At 59.3% G+C, this 19,756-nt stretch carries 14 protein-coding genes and 1 pseudogene; 3 read left to right on the top strand and 12 right to left on the bottom strand.

What is annotated here, in order from left to right; all coding sequences use genetic code 11:
- The first annotated feature begins 25 nt into the window (after nucleotides 1-25).
- The 3 genes from MWN34_RS01655 to MWN34_RS01645 all read left to right on the top strand — a co-directional run bounded on the left by MWN34_RS01655 (nucleotide 26) and on the right by MWN34_RS01645 (nucleotide 5,400).
- Complete coding sequence (locus MWN34_RS01655) at nucleotides 26-1,393, top strand: UDP-glucose dehydrogenase family protein (protein ID WP_247026133.1); 1,368 nt, start codon at nucleotides 26-28, stop codon at nucleotides 1,391-1,393.
- A 198-nt stretch (nucleotides 1,394-1,591) separates the two neighbouring features.
- Nucleotides 1,592-3,793, top strand: coding sequence for a hypothetical protein (locus MWN34_RS01650; RefSeq protein ID WP_247025885.1), 2,202 nt, complete (start codon nucleotides 1,592-1,594; stop codon nucleotides 3,791-3,793).
- A 542-nt stretch (nucleotides 3,794-4,335) separates the two neighbouring features.
- Complete coding sequence (locus MWN34_RS01645; protein WP_247025884.1) at nucleotides 4,336-5,400, top strand: polysaccharide pyruvyl transferase family protein; 1,065 nt, start codon at nucleotides 4,336-4,338, stop codon at nucleotides 5,398-5,400.
- A 124-nt stretch (nucleotides 5,401-5,524) separates the two neighbouring features.
- On the opposite strand, the gene MWN34_RS01640 is transcribed toward MWN34_RS01645, so the two are convergent.
- From MWN34_RS01640 to gmd, 12 genes and pseudogenes are all read right to left on the bottom strand, one after another.
- Nucleotides 5,525-6,478, bottom strand: a complete 954-nt coding sequence (locus MWN34_RS01640; protein WP_247025883.1) for a beta-1,6-N-acetylglucosaminyltransferase — start codon at nucleotides 6,476-6,478, stop codon at nucleotides 5,525-5,527.
- Between the two features lie 99 nt (nucleotides 6,479-6,577).
- Complete coding sequence (locus MWN34_RS01635) at nucleotides 6,578-7,489, bottom strand: glycosyltransferase family 2 protein (RefSeq protein ID WP_247025882.1); 912 nt, start codon at nucleotides 7,487-7,489, stop codon at nucleotides 6,578-6,580.
- A gap of 69 nt (nucleotides 7,490-7,558) precedes the next feature.
- Nucleotides 7,559-7,693: pseudogene (locus MWN34_RS19745) on the bottom strand (LbetaH domain-containing protein); the annotation flags it as partial.
- A 434-nt stretch (nucleotides 7,694-8,127) separates the two neighbouring features.
- Nucleotides 8,128-9,213, bottom strand: a complete 1,086-nt coding sequence (locus MWN34_RS01625; RefSeq protein ID WP_247025880.1) for an FAD-binding protein — start codon at nucleotides 9,211-9,213, stop codon at nucleotides 8,128-8,130.
- Nucleotides 9,210-10,415, bottom strand: a complete 1,206-nt coding sequence (locus MWN34_RS01620) for a polysaccharide pyruvyl transferase family protein (protein ID WP_247025879.1) — start codon at nucleotides 10,413-10,415, stop codon at nucleotides 9,210-9,212. Before MWN34_RS01620 ends, MWN34_RS01625 begins: the two co-directional genes overlap by 4 nt.
- Entirely contained in the window at nucleotides 10,416-11,585 is a 1,170-nt protein-coding gene (locus MWN34_RS01615; RefSeq protein WP_247025878.1) for a glycosyltransferase, read from the bottom strand.
- Nucleotides 11,586-11,709: 124 nt separating this feature from the next.
- Entirely contained in the window at nucleotides 11,710-13,074 is a 1,365-nt protein-coding gene (locus MWN34_RS01610; protein WP_247025877.1) for a hypothetical protein, read from the bottom strand.
- A gap of 26 nt (nucleotides 13,075-13,100) precedes the next feature.
- Nucleotides 13,101-14,207, bottom strand: a complete 1,107-nt coding sequence (locus tag MWN34_RS01605) for a glycosyltransferase (protein WP_247025876.1) — start codon at nucleotides 14,205-14,207, stop codon at nucleotides 13,101-13,103.
- A gap of 211 nt (nucleotides 14,208-14,418) precedes the next feature.
- Nucleotides 14,419-15,843: an oligosaccharide flippase family protein gene (locus tag MWN34_RS01600; protein ID WP_281502826.1), complete on the bottom strand. Its 1,425-nt coding sequence runs from the start codon at nucleotides 15,841-15,843 to the stop codon at nucleotides 14,419-14,421.
- Between the two features lie 136 nt (nucleotides 15,844-15,979).
- Nucleotides 15,980-17,260: a WcaI family glycosyltransferase gene (locus tag MWN34_RS01595; RefSeq protein WP_247025874.1), complete on the bottom strand. Its 1,281-nt coding sequence runs from the start codon at nucleotides 17,258-17,260 to the stop codon at nucleotides 15,980-15,982.
- Nucleotides 17,257-18,237 carry a GDP-L-fucose synthase gene (gene fcl, locus MWN34_RS01590; RefSeq protein WP_247025873.1) on the bottom strand — a complete coding sequence of 327 codons (981 nt, stop codon included), beginning with the start codon at nucleotides 18,235-18,237 and terminating at the stop codon, nucleotides 17,257-17,259. The genes MWN34_RS01595 and fcl overlap by 4 nt, the downstream gene beginning before the upstream one ends.
- Nucleotides 18,238-18,527: 290 nt before the next feature.
- Nucleotides 18,528-19,607: a GDP-mannose 4,6-dehydratase gene (gmd, locus tag MWN34_RS01585; RefSeq protein WP_247025872.1), complete on the bottom strand. Its 1,080-nt coding sequence runs from the start codon at nucleotides 19,605-19,607 to the stop codon at nucleotides 18,528-18,530.
- Between the last annotated feature and the right edge of the window lie 149 nt (nucleotides 19,608-19,756).

Genomic DNA, 19,756 nt, shown 5'->3' with positions numbered 1-19,756 from the left:
ATCAGGAACGAGAAAGGACGATAACGTGCGTGTCGCGATGATCGGAACAGGCTATGTCGGCCTTGTATCAGGTGCGTGTTTCGCGGATTTCGGCCACACCGTGGTGTGCGTCGACAAGGACGAGCGCAAGATTCAGTCCCTGCGCAACAACATCATGCCGATCTATGAGCCGGGGCTGGATGATCTCGTTGCCCGTAACGTGAAGGCAAGCCGGCTCAGCTTCACCACTGATCTGACCCCGGCAGTGGCGGAGGCGGACGCCGTGTTCATCGCCGTGGGCACCCCATCGCGACGCGGCGACGGACATGCCGACCTCTCCTATGTCTTCGCCGCCGCACGAGAGATCGCGCGAGCCTCCCAGGGCTTCACGGTCGTAGTGACCAAGTCGACCGTACCGGTGGGCACTGGCGACGAGGTCGAGATCGTCATCGGCGAAGCTGCTCCCGACGCCGACATCGCGGTGGTGTCGAATCCGGAATTCCTGCGCGAAGGCGCCGCAATCGAGGACTTCAAACGTCCGGACCGGGTTGTCGTCGGCACCGACAACGATCGCGCCCGCAAGGTGATGGCAGAGCTCTATCGCCCCCTGTTTCTGAATGCCTCGCCTATTCTGTTCACGGATCGTCGCACCTCCGAATTGATCAAGTACGCGGCCAACGCCTTCCTTGCTACCAAGATCACCTTCATCAATGAACTTGCCGACCTTTGCGAGAATGTCGGGGCTAATGTGCAGGAAGTGGCCCGAGGCATTGGCCTCGACAAGCGTATCGGCGCGAAGTTCCTGCATGCCGGGCCCGGCTATGGCGGCTCGTGCTTCCCCAAGGACACACTTGCCCTTATGCGCACGGCACAGGAAGCCGGCAGCCCGCTCCGCCTCGTCGAAACCGTGGTCGGCGTGAACGATGCGCGCAAGACCGCAATGGCACGAAAGATCGCAACCAGCCTGGACGGCGACGTGCGCGGCCGCACCATCGCCCTGCTCGGCCTGACCTTCAAGCCCAACACCGACGACATGCGCGAAGCCCCCGCCATCTCGATCGTCCATGCGCTGCTCGACAAGGGTGCACGCATCCGCGCCTACGATCCCGAGGGCATGGAAGAAGCCAAGAAGTACCTTCCCGACAGCATTGTCTACACCGGCAGCCCGTATGAATGCGCCGAGGGCGCCGATGCCCTCGTGATCGTCACGGAATGGGAAGCCTTCCGGGCTCTGGATCTCGTCAGGATCAAGGAACTCTTGAACAAGCCGGTGATCGTCGACCTGCGCAACATCTACCGCCCCGCGGAAATGGCAACTCTCGGCTTCAGTTATGAGAGTGTCGGCCGTCCTTTGAAGACGGACCATGTCGTGCATGCGCTCAGCATGTATGAAGAGGCCTCGCAGGAAAGCTGATTTCTCCTGATCCTCTCATGTAGGCAAAAAGACCGCGGCCGTTTTTCGACGAGAATTCAGGCCGCGGAGTATCGTAGCAGACTTCCTACCAACCCTGTTCCTGGTATTCAAACGGATACACCGCGACCCAGACCACACATTCTGGCCATACTGTGATGGTGTCGTTGCGTTCTGTGATATGAGGAACAGGGTCGAAAAATGTCTTGGAAGCCTTCCATTAAAGCTTTTTTTGAACTGCTGATTGCTTCCACCCTTCTTCTTCCCGCTGCCGCTAACGCCAAACCGTCCATATTCTGGGCCAATGACCCGGTCGAACCTGACGATACCGTCGTCATCACCGGCTCCGGCTTCACGCCGGCGAGTTCGGTTGAGATCACACCCCTTCCCAGCACCCCGGACCGTTCTGCACCAACGACTGCAGGCCGCTCCGTTCCACTCGATGAGGTGAGCGACACTGCGATCAGCTTCGTGGTTCCCGGCGACCTGCCGAAAGGCGCCTATACCTTCACCATACGCTCGCCCGATGGCGACGCATACGGTCGGCTCAACACTCCGACCGTGTACTGGAGCCAGGCCGACCGCGGCGCCAGCGCCACACCAGGCGGCTGGATCCGGGTTCTCGGCCGAAACATCGCGCGAACCGCAGATGCGCGGCTGGAGCTCACCGACGCCGACGGACGCACGCATCTCCTGAAGCCTGCAGCCCCTGATATCTGGGATGCACGCTTCACCCTGCCCGCGGATGTAGCTGCTGGCACCTACGCGCTGCGTCTCTGGAATGGCAATGGCGATTCCAACACGTGGCAGACGCTGGGCTCGTTGCGGGTGGCCCTCCCGAACAAACCGTCTCCTGCCGTCGTGGTCGTGCCCCCACCATCGGCGCCCGCCAAGGATGCACGCGATGCAGGGCCGATCATGGACGCCCTTGCCGCAGTGGCCGCGAAAGGCGGCGGCACGGTACGCCTCTCCGCAGGCAACTACCGCCTGGCGGGAATGATCGAGATACCGGACAATGTTGCGCTGCGAGGCGCGAGTACGGATACGACCGTTCTGACCTGGACGGATGATGATAATCCGCCGGACGCCATGATCCGCGGCAAATCCGGTATCAGCCTGAGCGACCTCACCATTGTTGCCACCCGGCACAATAACATCGTTGAAGCGGGTGCCTCGCCCCCCCCAGCCGGGAACGTCGGATCTGGCGCGCAGGTGGCGCCCGATCCCGACGCCGATGCGCATGACGTCACGATCGAGCGTGTGCGGATCCGAGCTTCGGCCTTCCGCGGCCATGTCTCACCTGACGAGGTAAACGACCGCCTCAAGGCCATGCTCACCCGCCAGCGTGGCGGCGCCATCGCCGTGCTCGCGGGCGGTCGAAACCTCCGGATCGTCGATTGCGACATCATGAGTTCGATGCGCGCCCTCGTCCTGCTGCGGCCGCAGGACGCCTATATCGGCAGCAACAGATTCACGAATGGCCGCAAGGGCTGGTATTCGATCAGCAGTGGCCATCGCGTCATTTTTGAAAACAACGAAATCAATGGCGGTGATCTACAGGCTTCGGGCGGCGGCATCAATACCATGTTTACCGGCGAGCCATCATCCGAGTTTGTTCTGATGAAGAACAATACATTAAGGGATATCTACGGATGGGATCGTGAGGCCATGACCACCGACGGTCCCGGTGGATTTTACTTCGGTAAGGCCGTCGCCGGCGAGACGAACCAGCTGACATTGACGGACGATATTCCTCCAAACCAGCGCTTCACGACCTGGCGCGGATCTGCGCTTTATGTCGTCGCCGGGCGGGGAATGGGCCAATATGCCCGCGTTAAGGAGCAGCGTGGCGCGGCCGTGGACCTCGATCGCCCCCTCCCGATTGCACCGGACGGGAGCAGCATCATTTCCATCGTGCCCGCGCAGGAGCGCTACCTCATTCTCCATAACCGCTTCGTCGATGCCGGCGCGCTCCAGGTATTCGGAACATCGATGGACATCGTCATAGCCGGCAATACCTTCGTCAGAAGCGACGGCATTCGCATTCGCGGCCTGTATTACGGAATGGCGCAACCCGCCTGGTATGGCCAGATTCTGGGAAACCGGATCGAAAGCGCCAATCCGCTCGCACCGACCGTGATCGAAATAGCAGCCGGACCGAAAAAGGACAGTACGATCGCACAAACACTTACCTACGGCATGATCGTGCGGGACAATGCGCTGAGCTTCGGCACGTCGATCATACTGGCAACGCGCCCACATCTGCCGGCTTCTGCGGCGCTCCTGGCCGTGGAGCACAACGAGATGCCAGACCCGCACAGCCGAATAATGATCGAAGGACCCGTCGGCACCCCGATGGTTCGCGCCAACGTTTCACGAAAGGCTGAGCAGCCAATTCCCTGACGTTCGCGCATAGCTCTTCCAAGAGCATGTCGAACCCAGAGTGGACCGCTCCGGGTTCGACTGGTGAATTCACCGGCCATGACTTGCGAAAGCCTTGCGATTTTTGCTGCAACGCACAAAATTGAAGCTCCGCGGCGTTGACATTCGCTGTCCAAGCCGTTCCTTTAGGTAGGTAGCAGAGACACTTTCACATGGTGACACGCGCGCCGCGCAACGCCAGTCCTGTACGCGGGGCAGCCCGATGCACGCCGAGCGCAAATGCCAAAATCGACGCCCGCGGAGCCTGCGTTCCTCGCCTACCCCCGTTTCATGACGTAACGGCAGAAATGCTTTACGGATTTGGGTGAGCAGTGGGTCTTGGCAGAAAAATTCGCATGGCCGACGTGATATCGAGGTTTATCAGGTCGTGCGCAGTGTCTGACAAAGCTGACGACCGCCCCATACGGGCACCGCAAGGTCATGGGCGGCAGGCAGCAGCCCTTTGCGTCATCCAACTTACCCCATCGTACATTTCTCGACGTTCAATCAAGTGAGCCCATCGCATGACCTCCGTTGTAAAGCAGATCCTTCGCCCGAAATACGGCGAACTCGCGAGCAAACATTCCGAGTTGGCCGCTCGCCTGCCCCGCGGGGCGCGGATCGCTTATCTCGACTACCCGACCCACAACAACACCGGAGATCTGCTCATCTTCCTGGGCACGATGGAATTTTTTCGTCGCGCCGGCTGGAATGTGGTCTATTCCGCCACTCTAGACAATTTTAATATCGAACACTTAAGACGACAGCGGTTTGATGCCATAATCATGCATGGCGGAGGAAATTTTGGCGATATCTACAAGTTCCATCAGGAACTTCGTGAGATGATCGCATACGCCTTTCCCGATACGCCAATCATCATATTTCCTCAGTCCATTCATTTTACCGATGCAGAGCTCAAGACTAAATCAATGGATAGCCTCTCCGCTGCGCATGATTTGAGTCTTTATACCCGTGACACGCGCAGCTTTGCCATCGCCACCGAAACAGCCGAAATCTCATCCCATCTCGCGCCCGACATGGCCCACAATCTGTGGGAATGGTTCGCCGATCTGAGGGCCATTCCCGGAGACGGCACAACTCTCCTGCACATTCGCCGCGATGTCGAGGCAACACCCGTACCCTCGCCGCTGCTCGCGCGGAAAGCGGAATTCGTCGATTGGCCCCAGATCAACGGCTCTCGCTTGCGCATTCAGAACGGGCTATTTCGAAAAACAGAGATACTGGAACGCAAGCTCGGCATTAATCTTTCAACGACTTCCCTCTTCGAAACCTCATGCCGGAGCGTGGTCAAGTCTGTCGCTCGCCGCATGAATCGGCATGACGTGTGGATCACCTCCCGCCTCCATACGGTCATTCTCGGTTGCCTTCTCGACAAATATGTATTCTTTATAGATAATTCTTATGGAAAACTCAGCACCTACGTTTCGACCTGGGCTGAGAACTTCAATCCCATCGGCATCATCGATTCCGAAGCCTCGGCAACGGAGGCTCTCGCATTCAGTGCGAGCGTAAAGGCAAACCGCGACGGCGCGCAGGAACGCTATCGTGCGCTTGCATGCGTCCGGTGAGATTGACGCGACCGAGCAGAGGAACGCGTGCGGCCGCCCACTTTGGGGTGGTCGCCGGTATTCGCGAACGGAGGATGTAACCACGTCCGGTGACGCCGATCTCGTCCCCCCGCCACGATCTCCGTCAACCCCCGGCGGATGCGTCACCGGCTTCAGATGGATAAGTGGCGCCGGCATTCACATGCCGCGCCTGGAGCGCCCGGCACAGTTCCACGCCATCCCGCGACCGAACCTTCCGGACAAACAATTTTCCAGAAGCAAGAACATCGTTCAGGTCATTCAGCGTGCAGAATTTTGCCAAATCCTCATTGATGAAATGAAGATTTGCCTTACGAAAGGTCCCGCCCCCCTCAAAAGAACGCGATCCATATATATTTTCTGAAAAAGGCGAATTACTCACAATAGTATGTATATACATCTCATCCGGCGCCAGTGTGTATTTGAATGCACGGCGCAATTCCTTGTCGCCATCAAGAACATCGACCACGTGCTCGGCACTTTCCCGCGTCAAAGCCCACCACTGACTACCAAATGCGACATTATAGGCGATGGACGGCTTGCGCAGCGGTAGAAATATATTCGCTGCGCGCGTAGATAGGCGAGCTAGATATTTAACGCATTTATCGCCAAATAAAGGGCGCAACCACATATAAATATCGTCTGGAATCCAATATTTATTCATCTTATTCTGATATTTTACGCTTCCATCTTTTACAAAGAAATAATCAATATATTCTTTGCCCTGATTTGATTGAAAGAACATACGAATATTTTCAGGGGATTCGATTGGAAAACAGGACCCGGATAATAGAACCAGTCGCTCTATATTCGTATTCCGAAGCGCCTGCTTCATGGAACTCCGCGTCAGATCGACGAGCGAGATGCTTCCCCAGTACCCGATGCCTCGCGGCTCTACATACTCCGCATTGTACTCGGATATATCGGGAAGCGAGGCCGTGTATTTTGCATCGACATGGACGAATTTAGGGGAATGCCGATCGAGAGCCCCGAGCAACCGCTTCAGCTGCGGCATATCACCATGAGCAAGCACGATGTATCCGATATTCTCAGCGTCCATACTTCTTATCCTGGGCCTCTACATCTGAGCGGCCGCCGATCGCCCGCGTCTGCTCAGCAGGCATCATGAGATTCCGGGCCGCAGAACGGTCACCCGACATCACGTCCGCAGGTTCAATCCCGTGAGACGCTCCAGTTCTAACAGGCGCGCCGAAGCATCCGGCAAAGGCGCCATTGCTCCATCGAACTCCATCACCTTGGACCCCACCAAGAATCGATACCAGTAGCCTTGCAAAAAATGGTAGATGAGCCCTTCACGCCCATCGAGAAAACCTAACTGAAACAGATATCGGTACAGGAAATATCCCAAGCTTGCTGCTGTGAAGGGGATTTTGTTGTAAAGTTTCTCCTTGACCCATCGCTTTGCCGCAACCGAGCGCGAACTGCTGGCGGCAGACAGCTGTTCCTGACGCGCGAGAAGACCATAGCGCTGATTCAGGACCTCAACCGCTTCACGCGTTGCATATTTATTATGCTTCTCGGTGAAATAGGTAAGGTCATTAAGGTTCCAGTCTGCGAAACCGCCATCGAGAGTGATGGTGCGGCCGCCCCATACATAGATGTGCTCATCCATCCAGCGCTGCTCGACGCGCCCGAAGCCGCGGCGCCAAATCCGCAGCATGACCAGCGGGTATCGCCCGCCGTGCTTCACCCAGCGCCCCAGAAAGATATGCTTTCGCTTGAGATTGATGCCGACCACATCGGAACCCAGGCCTGGCAAGGTCGTATTTATTGCTCTAGCCAAGTCCGTCTCGATAATTTCGTCAGCATCGAGACGTAGTATCCAGTCCTCGTTCAAATCTGCATTATCAAGCGCCCACTGAAATTGCTGGGCTTGGCTTTGAAAGGTGTTCTGCAAAACCTCCGCACCATTGGCACGTGCAATTTCAACCGTACGATCCTTTGAAAAACTGTCGACCACAATAATGCGGGATGCGATCGGAAGCACGGAATGTATGGCGCGGGCAATATGCAGTTCTTCATTATAGGTGAGAATGATCACCGCAAGCATGCTATCCCCCATGGCCGGGCCCGGTGAAGCCTCACCGTGTCATTGCGCATTGTAACGCCGCTCGATAACGCGCTTCTTGATCAACCGCGCCGGGTTTCCAGCTACGATGGTCCAGGGCTCGACATTCTTCACGACAACCGCACGCGCACCGACAACGGCCCCCTCTGCGACGGTGATACCCGGACCAATAAAGGCCTCCGCGCACACCCAGGCGTGCGACGCAATGCTTATCGGCTTCGCAAAAAGCGGACGCTCAAGCAGGTAGGGATCGTGCGAGGCGCTGCAAAGGAAGCTGCGCTGGCTCACCGTCGAATAATCACCCAACGAAATCGGCGCAATGCTGTAGCAGTCGACGCCATCGGCGAGGCACGCATAATTCCCCATTGTGAGGTTCCACGGCGCCCAGACCGTGCAGGAGGGCGCGACGCGCGAGCCGTGGCCGATCTTCGCTCCGAACGCCCGGAGCAGAAATAGGCGCCATTTTTCCAGACAGAATCGCGGAGTCGGGCGAAAGAACAGGAAATAGACGCCCCCCCAGATCAACCGCTTCACTCGCAGGGAGCGCGACATCTCGTCGACATAGAGCCGCTTGCGACCGTCTATATCCGGCTGTGAACTAAGATCCATTTCGATCACTGTCAGAACGGCCGGACGATCTCGTTCTCAAGCGGGATCCGCCCATCCGAAAGCTCGCCGAGCTGCTCGATGAAGCGGACCATCTCTGCTGTACCCTGCCCACGATTGACGAGGCAGTTCAGCGTCTTGTCGGAGAATGGCTGGATGTCGTACTTGAAATCGAAGCGCTTCAGCACAAGGTCGTTCAGCCACTTCCGATTGATCGGCGCTTCGCGATGGAAGAGCTTGAACTCGTATCGAAAGAAATAATAAAGAGCGGAGAGCAGACGAAAGACTGGATCGCGGTGAGCGAGAGCACGGTAGGGTGAACCCGAATAGATGCTCCCCAGATTTGGATAGAAAAAATCCTGGTATTTATGACGCTTGGAATGATAGAGCTCCATGCGCCTGTAGATTTTTTCGGCATCGCCTTTTTCAGCGCGGAAATACGCGCGAACGACGATGCTGCCCTTGCTTTCCTTGCGCAGGATGGAGCTGCGGTGGCTGAGCTTGAACTCCGCTGCCTCGTACATGCGCATCGTACCGTCCGGGTGAACCATCTCCGCGCGCAGAAACGGATCCTTGAGCTCGAAGCCATAGGCACCGGCGTTCATGAAGATGCCGCCGCCGATCGTGCCGGGAATTCCCTCCAGCCCCTCGAATCCCGCCACCGCGTTCCAAAGCGCGACCCGTGCCAGATCGGGCATCATCGCCCCGCCGTCGGCCGCGATGACGCCGTTCGCTGCGTCATAAACGATCTTGTTCATCTTGGTGGTGCAGAGCAGCACCGAGTAGGTCTCGTCGTCGAGGAACAGCAGGTTCGAGGTGTTACCGATCACCTTGGACTGCAGGTTCGACTGGTGCAGGAAACCCTGCACGGACGCCACCTGGGCCGGGGTGTTGGGAAACACCACGACATGTGCCGTGCCACCGGCACGCAGATAGGTGAAGTCGGCCAAGTCCACGGAACGCTGCACCTCAATCCCATGCTGGATGCAGAATCGTTCCAATGCTTCGAACGCAGCCATCTGAATACCGGGCATATCGCCGGCTTCCGCTGTGTTCGCAGCGAGTGCGGTCGCCGCCGTGGCGAAGGCCTGCTTGGTCATGACATGCGAACCTTTTCGATTTCAGACGTGAGATAGGCGCGCCCCGTCTCCTTGAGACCATCGAGACGCTCCTGGACGGCATCCCAATCGATCGGTTCTGCAAGTCGCTCCGCAGCGCGGGCGAGATCGCCCGCCGCCACATGGCGATGGCTCAGACCGACACTGCCGAGCAGATTGGCGGCACGCTCATTGAGCCCGCTCCGCGCGCCCGGTAGGCCAACCACCAGAAACGGCTTGCGCAACAGAATACTGAGCGCCGTGCCGTGAAACGAATTCGTCACCACGAAGCCCGCTTTCTCGATCATTGCCACCCAACCGGCCGGAGAAGGATAAACAGTCTCGCCGATCTCCTTCCAGCGACGGTGCACATTATACGGAGAGAGGATGCGGGTCTGCGTCCGCTCGGCCACAAGGTTGGCAATCTGTCGGATTCCTTCGCCGGTGCGCAGAGCATAGCAAAAAACATGCCCTTCCGGCAGATCCTCGCTCCTTGCCCGCTCGATCAGCGACGAAAAGTCCCCAAGAAGAATAGTGGGGTCTGGAACGCAGACGGCCGGACGGCCGGTAAGGCTTTCGACGATCCCAACCCCGCTCGCCTCGCGCACCGATAAACCGTCGACATTACCGAGCAGACGGCGGGCCTCGTCCGCATAAGCGGCGTCAATGTGACCACGCCCGAAGCTCGGCGCGTAGGCAACCCGCCTAGCGTCGGATGCGCCGCCCGGAAAGCTCAGAAAATAGACCTTATCAAGCCCATATTGGGGAGACGGATTCCATATCTGGTCGCTGCCGCAGACCAGCATGTCGAACCGTCCCGCAGGGGAAGCAAGATAGCTGTCGACCGCCTCTGCCGTCTCAAGCGAAGGACCGGAAACACCCAGCATCTCGCTTCGGAATGCAGCAAACTGCTCGGCCTGAAGCTTGCTCCCGAAGAGCCGTCGCTGCAGGGCCGACAGCCGGAGATAGAGGATCTTCAGATTTGCCTTTGCCTGCGCGGGGTCAAACAGCGAGCGAAAGGCCCCGCCCTCTTCAACATAAGAGGGGTGGTAGTTGATGAATTCCGCATCCACGCCCTGATTCAGCAGCCATTGGCGCAAACCATAGGCCTGCATCAGCGCACCGAAATTGTCGCTGAAATGGTAGGTGAGGATACCAACTCTAAGCCGCGACACACTCGCCTCGCTCTGTTCCGCTGCCATCATTCAAACGCAGTGCTTGATCACGTCGATGACGCTTGCGGCTGCCGTCCTGACTTCAAAGTTTTCCAGAAAGCCCTGCCGGGCCTTGCGGCCCATCGTTTCCCGCTGCGCGGGATCCAGCGCGAGATAGCGCTGCAATAGCGAGACGGTCCCATCCAGGGTATCGCCGGCGACAAGGCCGGCACCGGCTGCCTCGACCTCCCGCCATATGTTCACCTTGTCACTGATGAGAACAGCCTTGCCGCACGCCATCGCCTCGGCGACGACCACGCCGAAATTCTCCTGGTGCGAGGGAAGGATGAAGGCCTCGCTCTCGCGGAAAGCCCCCCACTTGGCATCCCCCACCAGCATACCCGGCCAATGAATGCGACGCTCAATGCCGAGTTCCCTCGCGCGCGCGCCCAGCCGACCCTGAAGACCGCCATGATCCGGCCCCGCGATCACGAGATCCAGATGTGGGTGATCCGGGGCAATCCGGGCAAAAGCATCGACGAGCAGGTCGCACCCCTTCTTTTCGTGCAGCCGGCTGAGGAACAGCAGGAACGGCCGCTCGTCCAGCGTGGGCACCTTCATGCGAAACGCCCGAATCTGCTCGCCCGTTGCCGGTGGAGGTTCGCCAATGCCGTATCCGACGACCGCACTGCGATAGGACTGATGCCCGACAAAGGCGTTGCGCGCGAGCCGGCGCTCCTCCTCGGTGGTGAACAGCACGCAGGATGCGCCGGCCAATAGCGGTCCCTCGGCCATCGCCCAGGACAACTGCTTGGCGGCATGCTTCACCGGATAGGTTCGGCGGAACCACGGATCGAGCATTCCATGCGGGAACACGACATAAGGTATGCCCGAACCCGGCAGCACACGTGCCGCCGCGAAGATCGCATAATTCCACAGGCCCTCGACGATCACCGCGTCATAGTCCCCGACGTGGTCGCGCAGCCAGGGCACAATGCGCGTGCTCCTTCGGCGGATCGAGCGGGAAAGCAGGCCCCCTCGACGCTCCCCCAGTGCATGTACGGGAATTGGAATGCCCGCCAATTCCGGATCACCGGGCACATCCAGCGTGGCAATCTCCCGATGCACGGTACCCGCGGTCGCCGCCTGTTGCTGGAGCAACCCCTCGATCGGCCCTCCCCCGCGAAGCGACACGGACATGATGATGTGCAGTATCTTCACAAATATTTGCCCCAGCCCGAATGTCCCTACGCCACGCCCGACACTTCGCCAGCGGCGTCACACACCGCTCCTATCAACCGGCACGGCCAGGCGAACGGTACGCCTCATGAAAACCATGAACCGGTCATCGCCCCACTCCTACCCGTCTCGGGATCGTCGGCCGCGGCGCACGGTATTTCACGCAGAAGATCATCGTGAAAATGAAAAGAACTCCCAGCAACAGGAAAGGCACCGGCAAGACCGCACCAATGGGGCCACGCAAAAGAATCGGGGTTGCCGCCATCAGAACCAGATTGCGGAGCTCGAAACCGTTGATCATCACGCGCCGGCCTATCACGACACGCGCGTAGACGAAGGAAAGGATCAACCCACCGATCGCTACGCCCAACATTCCTAAATCGGCATAGAATTCTCCGCCGAAGAACAGCGACAAATTATCCGTACCCGCCCGATCAAACGCGACCAGCTCATCTCCCATGTCGAGAGCAATAAGTGTGGGCTTGCTCGTCCATATCGAACGGGGAATGAAAAACAGCAGCGCGCCAAGTGACTTAAGGCCGTAATAGTGTCCGTCTTCCTGAACGTAGCCGATGAGATAGGTCATCATATCGGACACGTCGATATACTTCAGTGAGAAGAACGCCTCGCTGACATTCACACTCTCAAACGCCTCGATAATCGATGTGCCGAACCGTGAGGTCAGGCTGAGGATCGGCATGACGACCAGCATGCCCATCAGCATCGCGACATAGAACGGCATGACCGGGACCATGCCACGCAGCATGATGAATCCGATCGGCATCCAGGTGACGATGAGGCCGAAGCGTGCCGTGTTGAACGGATTCAAGACGACCAGAAGCAAAAGAATAGACATGACCAGTGCGACGAGTCGTTGGAAGCCAAGCCTGGGGTGCGCAAATTTCGTGCGATAGAGAATACAGATAAAGAAACAGGAAATCTGTTGCATGCACTTGGCGAAGATGGCGATCGTCGACACGTCCTCGCGAACCTTTTCAGACCGCGCAGCCATAAGGTTTCCGAGCCCCCCGGAAAGAGCGACAACCGCAACGAAAGCCACCACATTGACGACAAGCAGAATGATGACCTTGTCTTCTAAAAGGAAATAGTCCTCCCTCGTCCCCGATCTGCCCTCCGCACGGAACAGGATCGAGCCAATCGTGAGCATCAGGAAAAACAACGTAGGAATCATTGTTCCCCAGAACATGTCCGATTTTGAAAATATGATGCCGGATGTTGGACCGGTAAGAGGAAGCATATTTCCATCTATTCTCTGCAACGGACCGATTACAAAGAAAATAAAAACAATAAACCACAAGATATCTTCAAAACCGATGAATTTTCCTTCAATCCGATAGAGATTAAAGCAACAGATAAGGAACATTGGAAACGTGATCAGGATAGAGAACAAATCTGCCCTGAACACGACATTGACCGCATAATAGAGAAAGACCGGAAGGATCCGCTCCATCGCGCGCTCCAATTCCTACCTGTTGCTCAATTCATCAGCGCCGAAACGGCGCCCAGAAAATTCGCGACGTCGCCACGAACCGAACGTGCTGCAGCAGCCTCGGCAAAACGGCGCCACAGCGTTTCATCTCCGTCCAGCAGCGCCATGAAGTAGGCCAATCCCTCCGGATTGTCCGGCTCGATGATGAAGCCGTTCACGCCGCCGCGGATCAACCGGTCGCGCGCACCACAATTGTCGGAGAGGATGACCGGAACGCCCATTGCCTGCGCTTCGATGACCACATTGCCGAATTGCTCCTCGATGCTCGGCAGCAGCATGGCGAGCGTATCGCCCAGCACGCTGGAGATCTCGGCCGTCTGAATGAAGCCGCGCAGGATCACCAGCTCCTGAAGGCCGAGCTCCGCTATCCGTGTCCGCAGATCCGCTTCAAGCGGTCCCGATCCGCAAATATGCAACGGCCGCGGCTGTGCGGTACGCTCGCGATAGTGCGCATAGGCATCGAGCGCCATGAAGAGATTCTTCTTCGGCACCAGCCGCGCGATGATGGTGAAATGGCGCTCCGCGAACGCCGTTCCCTCCGGTGCGACCGCCTTGCCGGACAGACGTCGGATCCGCTCGATCGAGAGCGTGTTGTATTCGGTAGCCACCATCCCCGCCGGGATACCGAGGAACCGCATATAGTCGGCCGAACGTATGCCGGAGGAGATCGCTCCGTGATAGGGAAGGAAGAACAGGCTCTTCAACGCCTCCCGCCAAGCCTTGCGGGGCTGGTCGTCGAATTTGGAGCATCCCATCGCGAAAACACGCCGCCCGAGCAGGCGCAGCAGGATGGCTGCCAGGAAAATCCCCGGCTGCTCGTAATGGCACAGAAAGACATGGCGGGCGTCGCGTGCGCGGCAGACCGAGACGATGCCTTTCGCCATGGCCCACGCGCCCGTATCCTTCCAGCCTCCGCCAGAGAACAGCGTCACCTTCTCGAAGGCCGCCCCGCTTTCCGTCTTCCAATCGTAGACGCTGCTTTTCGAGAAGAACTCGATACCGATGACGGGCTCCGCACGGCCGGAAGCGACGGCCTGGCAACGATCGACATGCATGGGGCCGTAATTATCCCAGACGAAGGCAATCGCACTCATCCCGCCCAACTCCACGAAAGCAAAACGCCCCCCTCATCTGGCCGTGCCAAACATTCCAGCCCGGCGCCGCTGGCCAATGGAAGCTCTCTGTTCATCGCCGCTTCCGCCGCGCAAACCAACCGCGTCCTGTCGGCGCCGCCCCTCGGCGCGGCTCCCGGCCCTCGCCTCCCGTGCATGGAGGTGACCCCACCACCTGTTGCGCCGAGCGGAATCATGCCCTCCGCCTCCGCAGCAGGTTCGGGAGCTCCATTACGGTCTCGCGGCTGACGACATATGTCACGGCGATGTAAAGCAGAATCGCGCCGGCCGTTTCAATCGCCGCCACGGCGGTGTCGGATATTCCGACCGGCGACGAGCCCGCCGGCTGCCCGAAGAACAGCACAGCCGCCGCCAGGGCAAAGGGCGCGACCGACTTGCCGATCATGATCATGACATCGCGCCACTTGTAGCCCAGCACCCGAGCGACCATCGGATAGGTGATCAGGCCAACGACGCCACGCTGGATGGCGACGCTGAGCGCCGCGCCGCTGAGGCCCGCCAGCCACGCTCCGACGGCCGCGAACAGAATGACCGTCGCCGCATCGAACGCCAGCAGCAGCGTGCGGCTGCGCCAGCGACCGCGACTCTCCAGTGTCACTGTTGCGATCGAGGTGAAGATGCGGATCGGGAAGGTTGCCGCTGTCACAACCGAGGTGAAGATGGCCGCGTCCCACTTGCCACCCCAGATGAAATGAACCGCCGCCGGCCCGACACCGATCAGGCCAAGGCAAAGAATGCTGCAGAGGAAATTGAGCACCCCGCTGGAGCGCAGGAACGCCAGTCGCAACCGGACCTCATCACCCTTCATCTTCGAAAAGATCGGGAGCAATGTCTGGTTGATCGCCGTAAAGACCAGAACGCTTGCATTCGCGGTCAACATGAAGCCGAAGAAGTAGTAGCCCAGCTCCTCCGATGTCAGCAGGTGCCCAAGCGCGAAGAAATTGCCGTTCTGCGACAGCCCCATGAGGAAGCTGGCAATGATGGTCCAACGAAGCGCGACGAAAATGGCGAAGAAGCGCTGCCGACTGATGCGCCAGTTGACCGGAAGCCAGCCGATATACGTACGATGATTGATATGCTGGATCACCACAGACAGCAGCGTAGCCGCGGCCACGCTGTAATACGAAGCGCCGAGATAGGCGAACAGCATCAGGAGGCTGTAATAGGCAAAGGAATAGAGGATGGTGTTCTTCGAGACCCGATCGAAGCGCAACCGGATGCCGAGGACGGCCGTGTAGATCCAGTTCAGCGACGTGATGGGTAGCGCAATGGCGCTGATCGCCACCACCGAAACGAGGTGTGGCATGTCATAGAGCCATGCCAGCACCATGCCATTGATGATCAGGAAAGCCGAGGCGACGACGCCGAGATAGAGCGAGAAGACGGTGAAGTCGCCGATCAGGCTATCATAATGCTCCTGCTGCTGGATCAGGTTCTTGTTGACGCCCGCATTCTGAAAACCGGAAACAAGCGTCAGCGCAACGGTTGCTGCTGCGAACACGGCGTAGGTTTCGACGCTTAGCAGGTGCCCGAGGACCACCTGCGCGATGAGCGACATGAACTTTCCCAAAAACGCGGCCAGGGATGCCCACGCCATACCCTTAGCTGCCAGTCGGCTGCTGAGTTTCGGTTCCGCCGTCATGCTCACACGATTAGACCTTCATTGTTGCTCGACACGCGCGGCGGCGCGGCGCTGCGTTGGCTCCGACCGGCGGGCCAAACCCGATACGCCATCACATACCCAGCAGGCGCACGAGCTCCTTCAGCGCATCCTGATTGGACAAGGTGCGGGCTAGCGCGGCGCGCAGCGACGGATCGCCCGAAAAGCCTCCGGCGCTCACACGCCTTATCTCGGCGGCCAACGCCGTCGCATCGCCGGGAGGCGTGATGACGCCGCCGCTCCCGAGGAAATCCGCCAGCTCCGTTCCAGGTTCGGCGGTGACGACGATCGGCTTGCCGCTCGCCAGCATGCCGCCCAGCTTGGACGGCAGCACGAGGTCGGCCGCGTCCTTTTCCTGCGGCAGAGCATGCAGGTCTGCGAGATTCAGGAACTCGTTGAACCGCGCATAGGGCTGGAATGGCAGGAAGCGCAGGCTGGCGAGATGGCCGTAGCGCTTCTGCAGCGCCTCCTTGGCCGGGCCCTCGCCAGCAACGATGAACTTGATCCTCGGAAGATCGGTCAGTTGCTCGGCCGCATCGAGCAGCACGTTCAACCCCTGCTTGGCACCGACATTTCCCGAATAGAGCACGATGAAATCGTCAGGCTGATAGCCGAGTTCGGTGCGATATGGCGAAGAGCCGTCCAGCGGGCGGATGTGATCGACATCGACCCAATTGCGAAGGATGCAGAGCTGCCGTTGCGCCACGCCTTTTCCGGCAAGGCGTTCCATCATTCGGTTGGAAATGGTGATCACCCGATCGAACCGATTCAGGGAAAACTTCTCAAACCCAAAACCCAATCGCTTCAGCCACGATGCATTGCCGAGATGCCCGACCGCAAAGGCGGCATCCACCTCAAGATCCTGCACGTGCAGAACCGTGCGCGCGCCCACCAGCTTTGCCGCGAGCTGGGCCACGGGAGCCGCGAACAGGGTCGGCTCGACGCAGAACACCACCTCCGGCCGCTGCCGCAGGATCTGCCAGAACACGACTGGCGCCGAGCTGGCGGCGAAGCTGAGCGGCGCGATCAGCCGCCAGATCCCGCCCATGGTCTTCTTCGGCAGAAGCAGCGGCGTCCTGATAACGCGCGCACCGTCCTGCATGGTCGCGTTGTAGGCATTGCGGTAGCCATCCTGCACCCGCCAGCCCGGATAATGGGGCGCCGCGGTCACCACCGTGACATCGCCCCCGACACTGGCGAGATATTCGCCGATCTCGCCGGTATAGCGCCCCACGCCCGCGAGTTCGGGAGCATAGTTCATGCCGTAGACGACGATGCGGCGGCCCGCCAGATCCGGCGCCGGCGAGGCCAGGGCGGTGTCTACGGCGCCAGCGGCTGCAAAACCGGCATTCATGCGGCGGCGTCCGGTCGACGCTCGGCCCAATTGCCGGCGAGAAACGCCTGATAGGCGGAGGCGATCCCCTCCTCCAGCCCGATCGACGGACTCCAGCCGAGATCACGCAGCTTGGCGGCGCTCATGAGCTTGCGCGGGGTGCCGTCGGGCTTGGACAGATCATGGGTGATGCGCCCGGTAAATCCGACGATCCGGCACACGAGTTCGGTAAGCTCGAGAATGGTGACGTCCGTGCCGCTGCCGACATTGACGTGGGAATCGTCCGAATAAACCTTCATCAGATGCACGCAGGCATCGGCACAATCGTCGACATGCAGGAATTCGCGCCGGGGCGTGCCTGTCCCCCACATGACGATCTCCGCGTCGCCCCGCAGCTTTGCGTCGTGCGCCTTGCGGATCAGCGCCGGCATCACATGGCTCGATTGCAGATCGAAATTGTCGCCCGGTCCATACAGATTGGTAGGCATGGCGGAGATGAAATCCGCCTTGTACTGCCGCCGATAGGCTTGGCACAGCTTGACGCCGGCGATCTTCGCGAGCGCATACCACTCATTGGTCGGCTCCAGCGGGCCAGTGAGCAGTGCATCCTCAGTGATCGGCTGGGGCGCGAATTTCGGATAGATGCAGGATGAGCCGAGAAACAGCAGCTTCTCGACGCCGTGCTGGCGTGCCGCCTCGATGATGTTCGCCTCGAGAGCAAGATTTTCGTAGAGGAACGTTGCCGGATACGTATCGTTGGCAAGAATACCGCCCACCTTGGCCGCTGCCACGAAGACGACATCGGGTTTGTTCGCGGCGAACCAGGCTTCGACCTGCTCCTGGCGCGTCAGGTCCACCTGGCGGCGGTCCACCGTCAGGATCTCGCAGCCCTCCCCGGCGAGACGCCGCACGATGGCGGCACCGACCATGCCCTTGTGCCCGGCAACCCACACCCGCTTGCCCGCAATTGAATAATGCTCGCTGACGACGTTCGGCATCGATCGCTCCTATCCGGAACCCCGGCCGCAGGGCCCCGACCCTCGCCGCCTATCCCAAAATTCAAAAACCCGCAGCCCATTGCACCGGCGGATTGTCCGGCAGTCCGGGCCGATGACGGGTCGGCGGCACGGCGCCGTCGACCCCAAGAGATGAACCTCATGTCTGCGGCCGCAACGGCAGGACCTCCCACCGGTCGTCCCGCACCGCCCACCACGGGCGCGCAGGTCGTTGCACGACGGGCCGCAGCCGCAGGCGGAAAGCGCGGGCCCTGGCAGCAGCGCCCGTATCTTCAGTCAAGCTTCATGGTCGGGGCGGTGGCCATGACCGTGAGATCGTCCTTAACCATCTCGCGGCAAAGCTCGCGCACCGGAATTTCAGAGCGCCAGCCGAGCTTTTCATAAGCCTTCGACGGATCGCCGATCAGCAGGTCGACTTCCGTCGGCCGGAAGTAGCGGGGATCGACCTCGACGATGCAACGACCCGTCGCCGCGTCGTAGCCCTTCTCGTCGACTCCGCTGCCGCGCCACTCGACGGTGATGCCGACATCCTCGAACGCCCAGCTCACAAACTGTCGGACCTCGGTCGTTTCGCCCGTCGCCAGCACATAGTCGTCCGGCTCGTCCTGCTGCAGCATCAGCCACATGCCGCGAACATATTCCCGAGCATGGCCCCAGTCGCGCTTGGCGTCGAGATTGCCCAGATAAAGCTTGTCCTGCCGCTCCAGTTGAATCGCCGCCGCCGCGCGCGTGATCTTGCGCGTGACGAAGGTTTCGCCGCGCAGCGGGCTCTCGTGATTGAAGAGAATACCGTTCGAGGCATGCATGCCATAGGCCTCGCGGTAATTGACCACGATCCAGTAGGCATAAAGCTTCGCCGCCGCATAAGGCGAGCGCGGATAGAACGGCGTCGTTTCCGACTGCGGAATCGCCTGAACCTTGCCGTAAAGTTCCGAAGTCGACGCCTGATAGAATCGAGTCTTTTCCGTCAGGCCCAGCAGGCGGATCGCTTCGAGCAGGCGCAGCGTGCCGATCGCATCGGCATTCGCGGTGTACTCGGCCGTTTCGAAGGAAACCTGCACATGGCTCTGCGCCGCAAGATTGTAGATCTCGTCCGGCTGCGTCTCCTGCACGATCCGGATGAGATTCGTCGAATCGGTCATATCGCCGAAATGCAGCGTGAACCGCGGATCCGAAACATGCGGGTCTTCATAGAGATGCTCAAGACGCCCGGTATTGAAGGACGATGAGCGCCGCTTGACGCCATGAACGCGATAACCCTTGCTCAAAAGAAGCTCAGCAAGGTAGGCGCCGTCCTGCCCAGTAACACCGGTGATAAGCGCGACTTTACCATTCATATAATCAGCAACCATCTATCTGGGATACGACATTTCATTGACGGACACCGAATACGCGCTGCACTAGACAATAAGCGCAAATATCGCTGCAGCGCAGCATAAGCACGCAGCTCACGATGTCCAGTATATAGTTTCGCTGGTCCACCCTCTTATGATACCGCCCA

Origin of the sequence: Ancylobacter crimeensis (assembly GCF_023016805.1) — a bacterium.
Lineage (GTDB): Bacteria > Pseudomonadota > Alphaproteobacteria > Rhizobiales > Xanthobacteraceae > Ancylobacter > Ancylobacter crimeensis.
The sequence above is the reverse complement of the archived record's forward strand: the minus strand, read 5'-3'. Positions and strand labels throughout refer to the sequence as shown.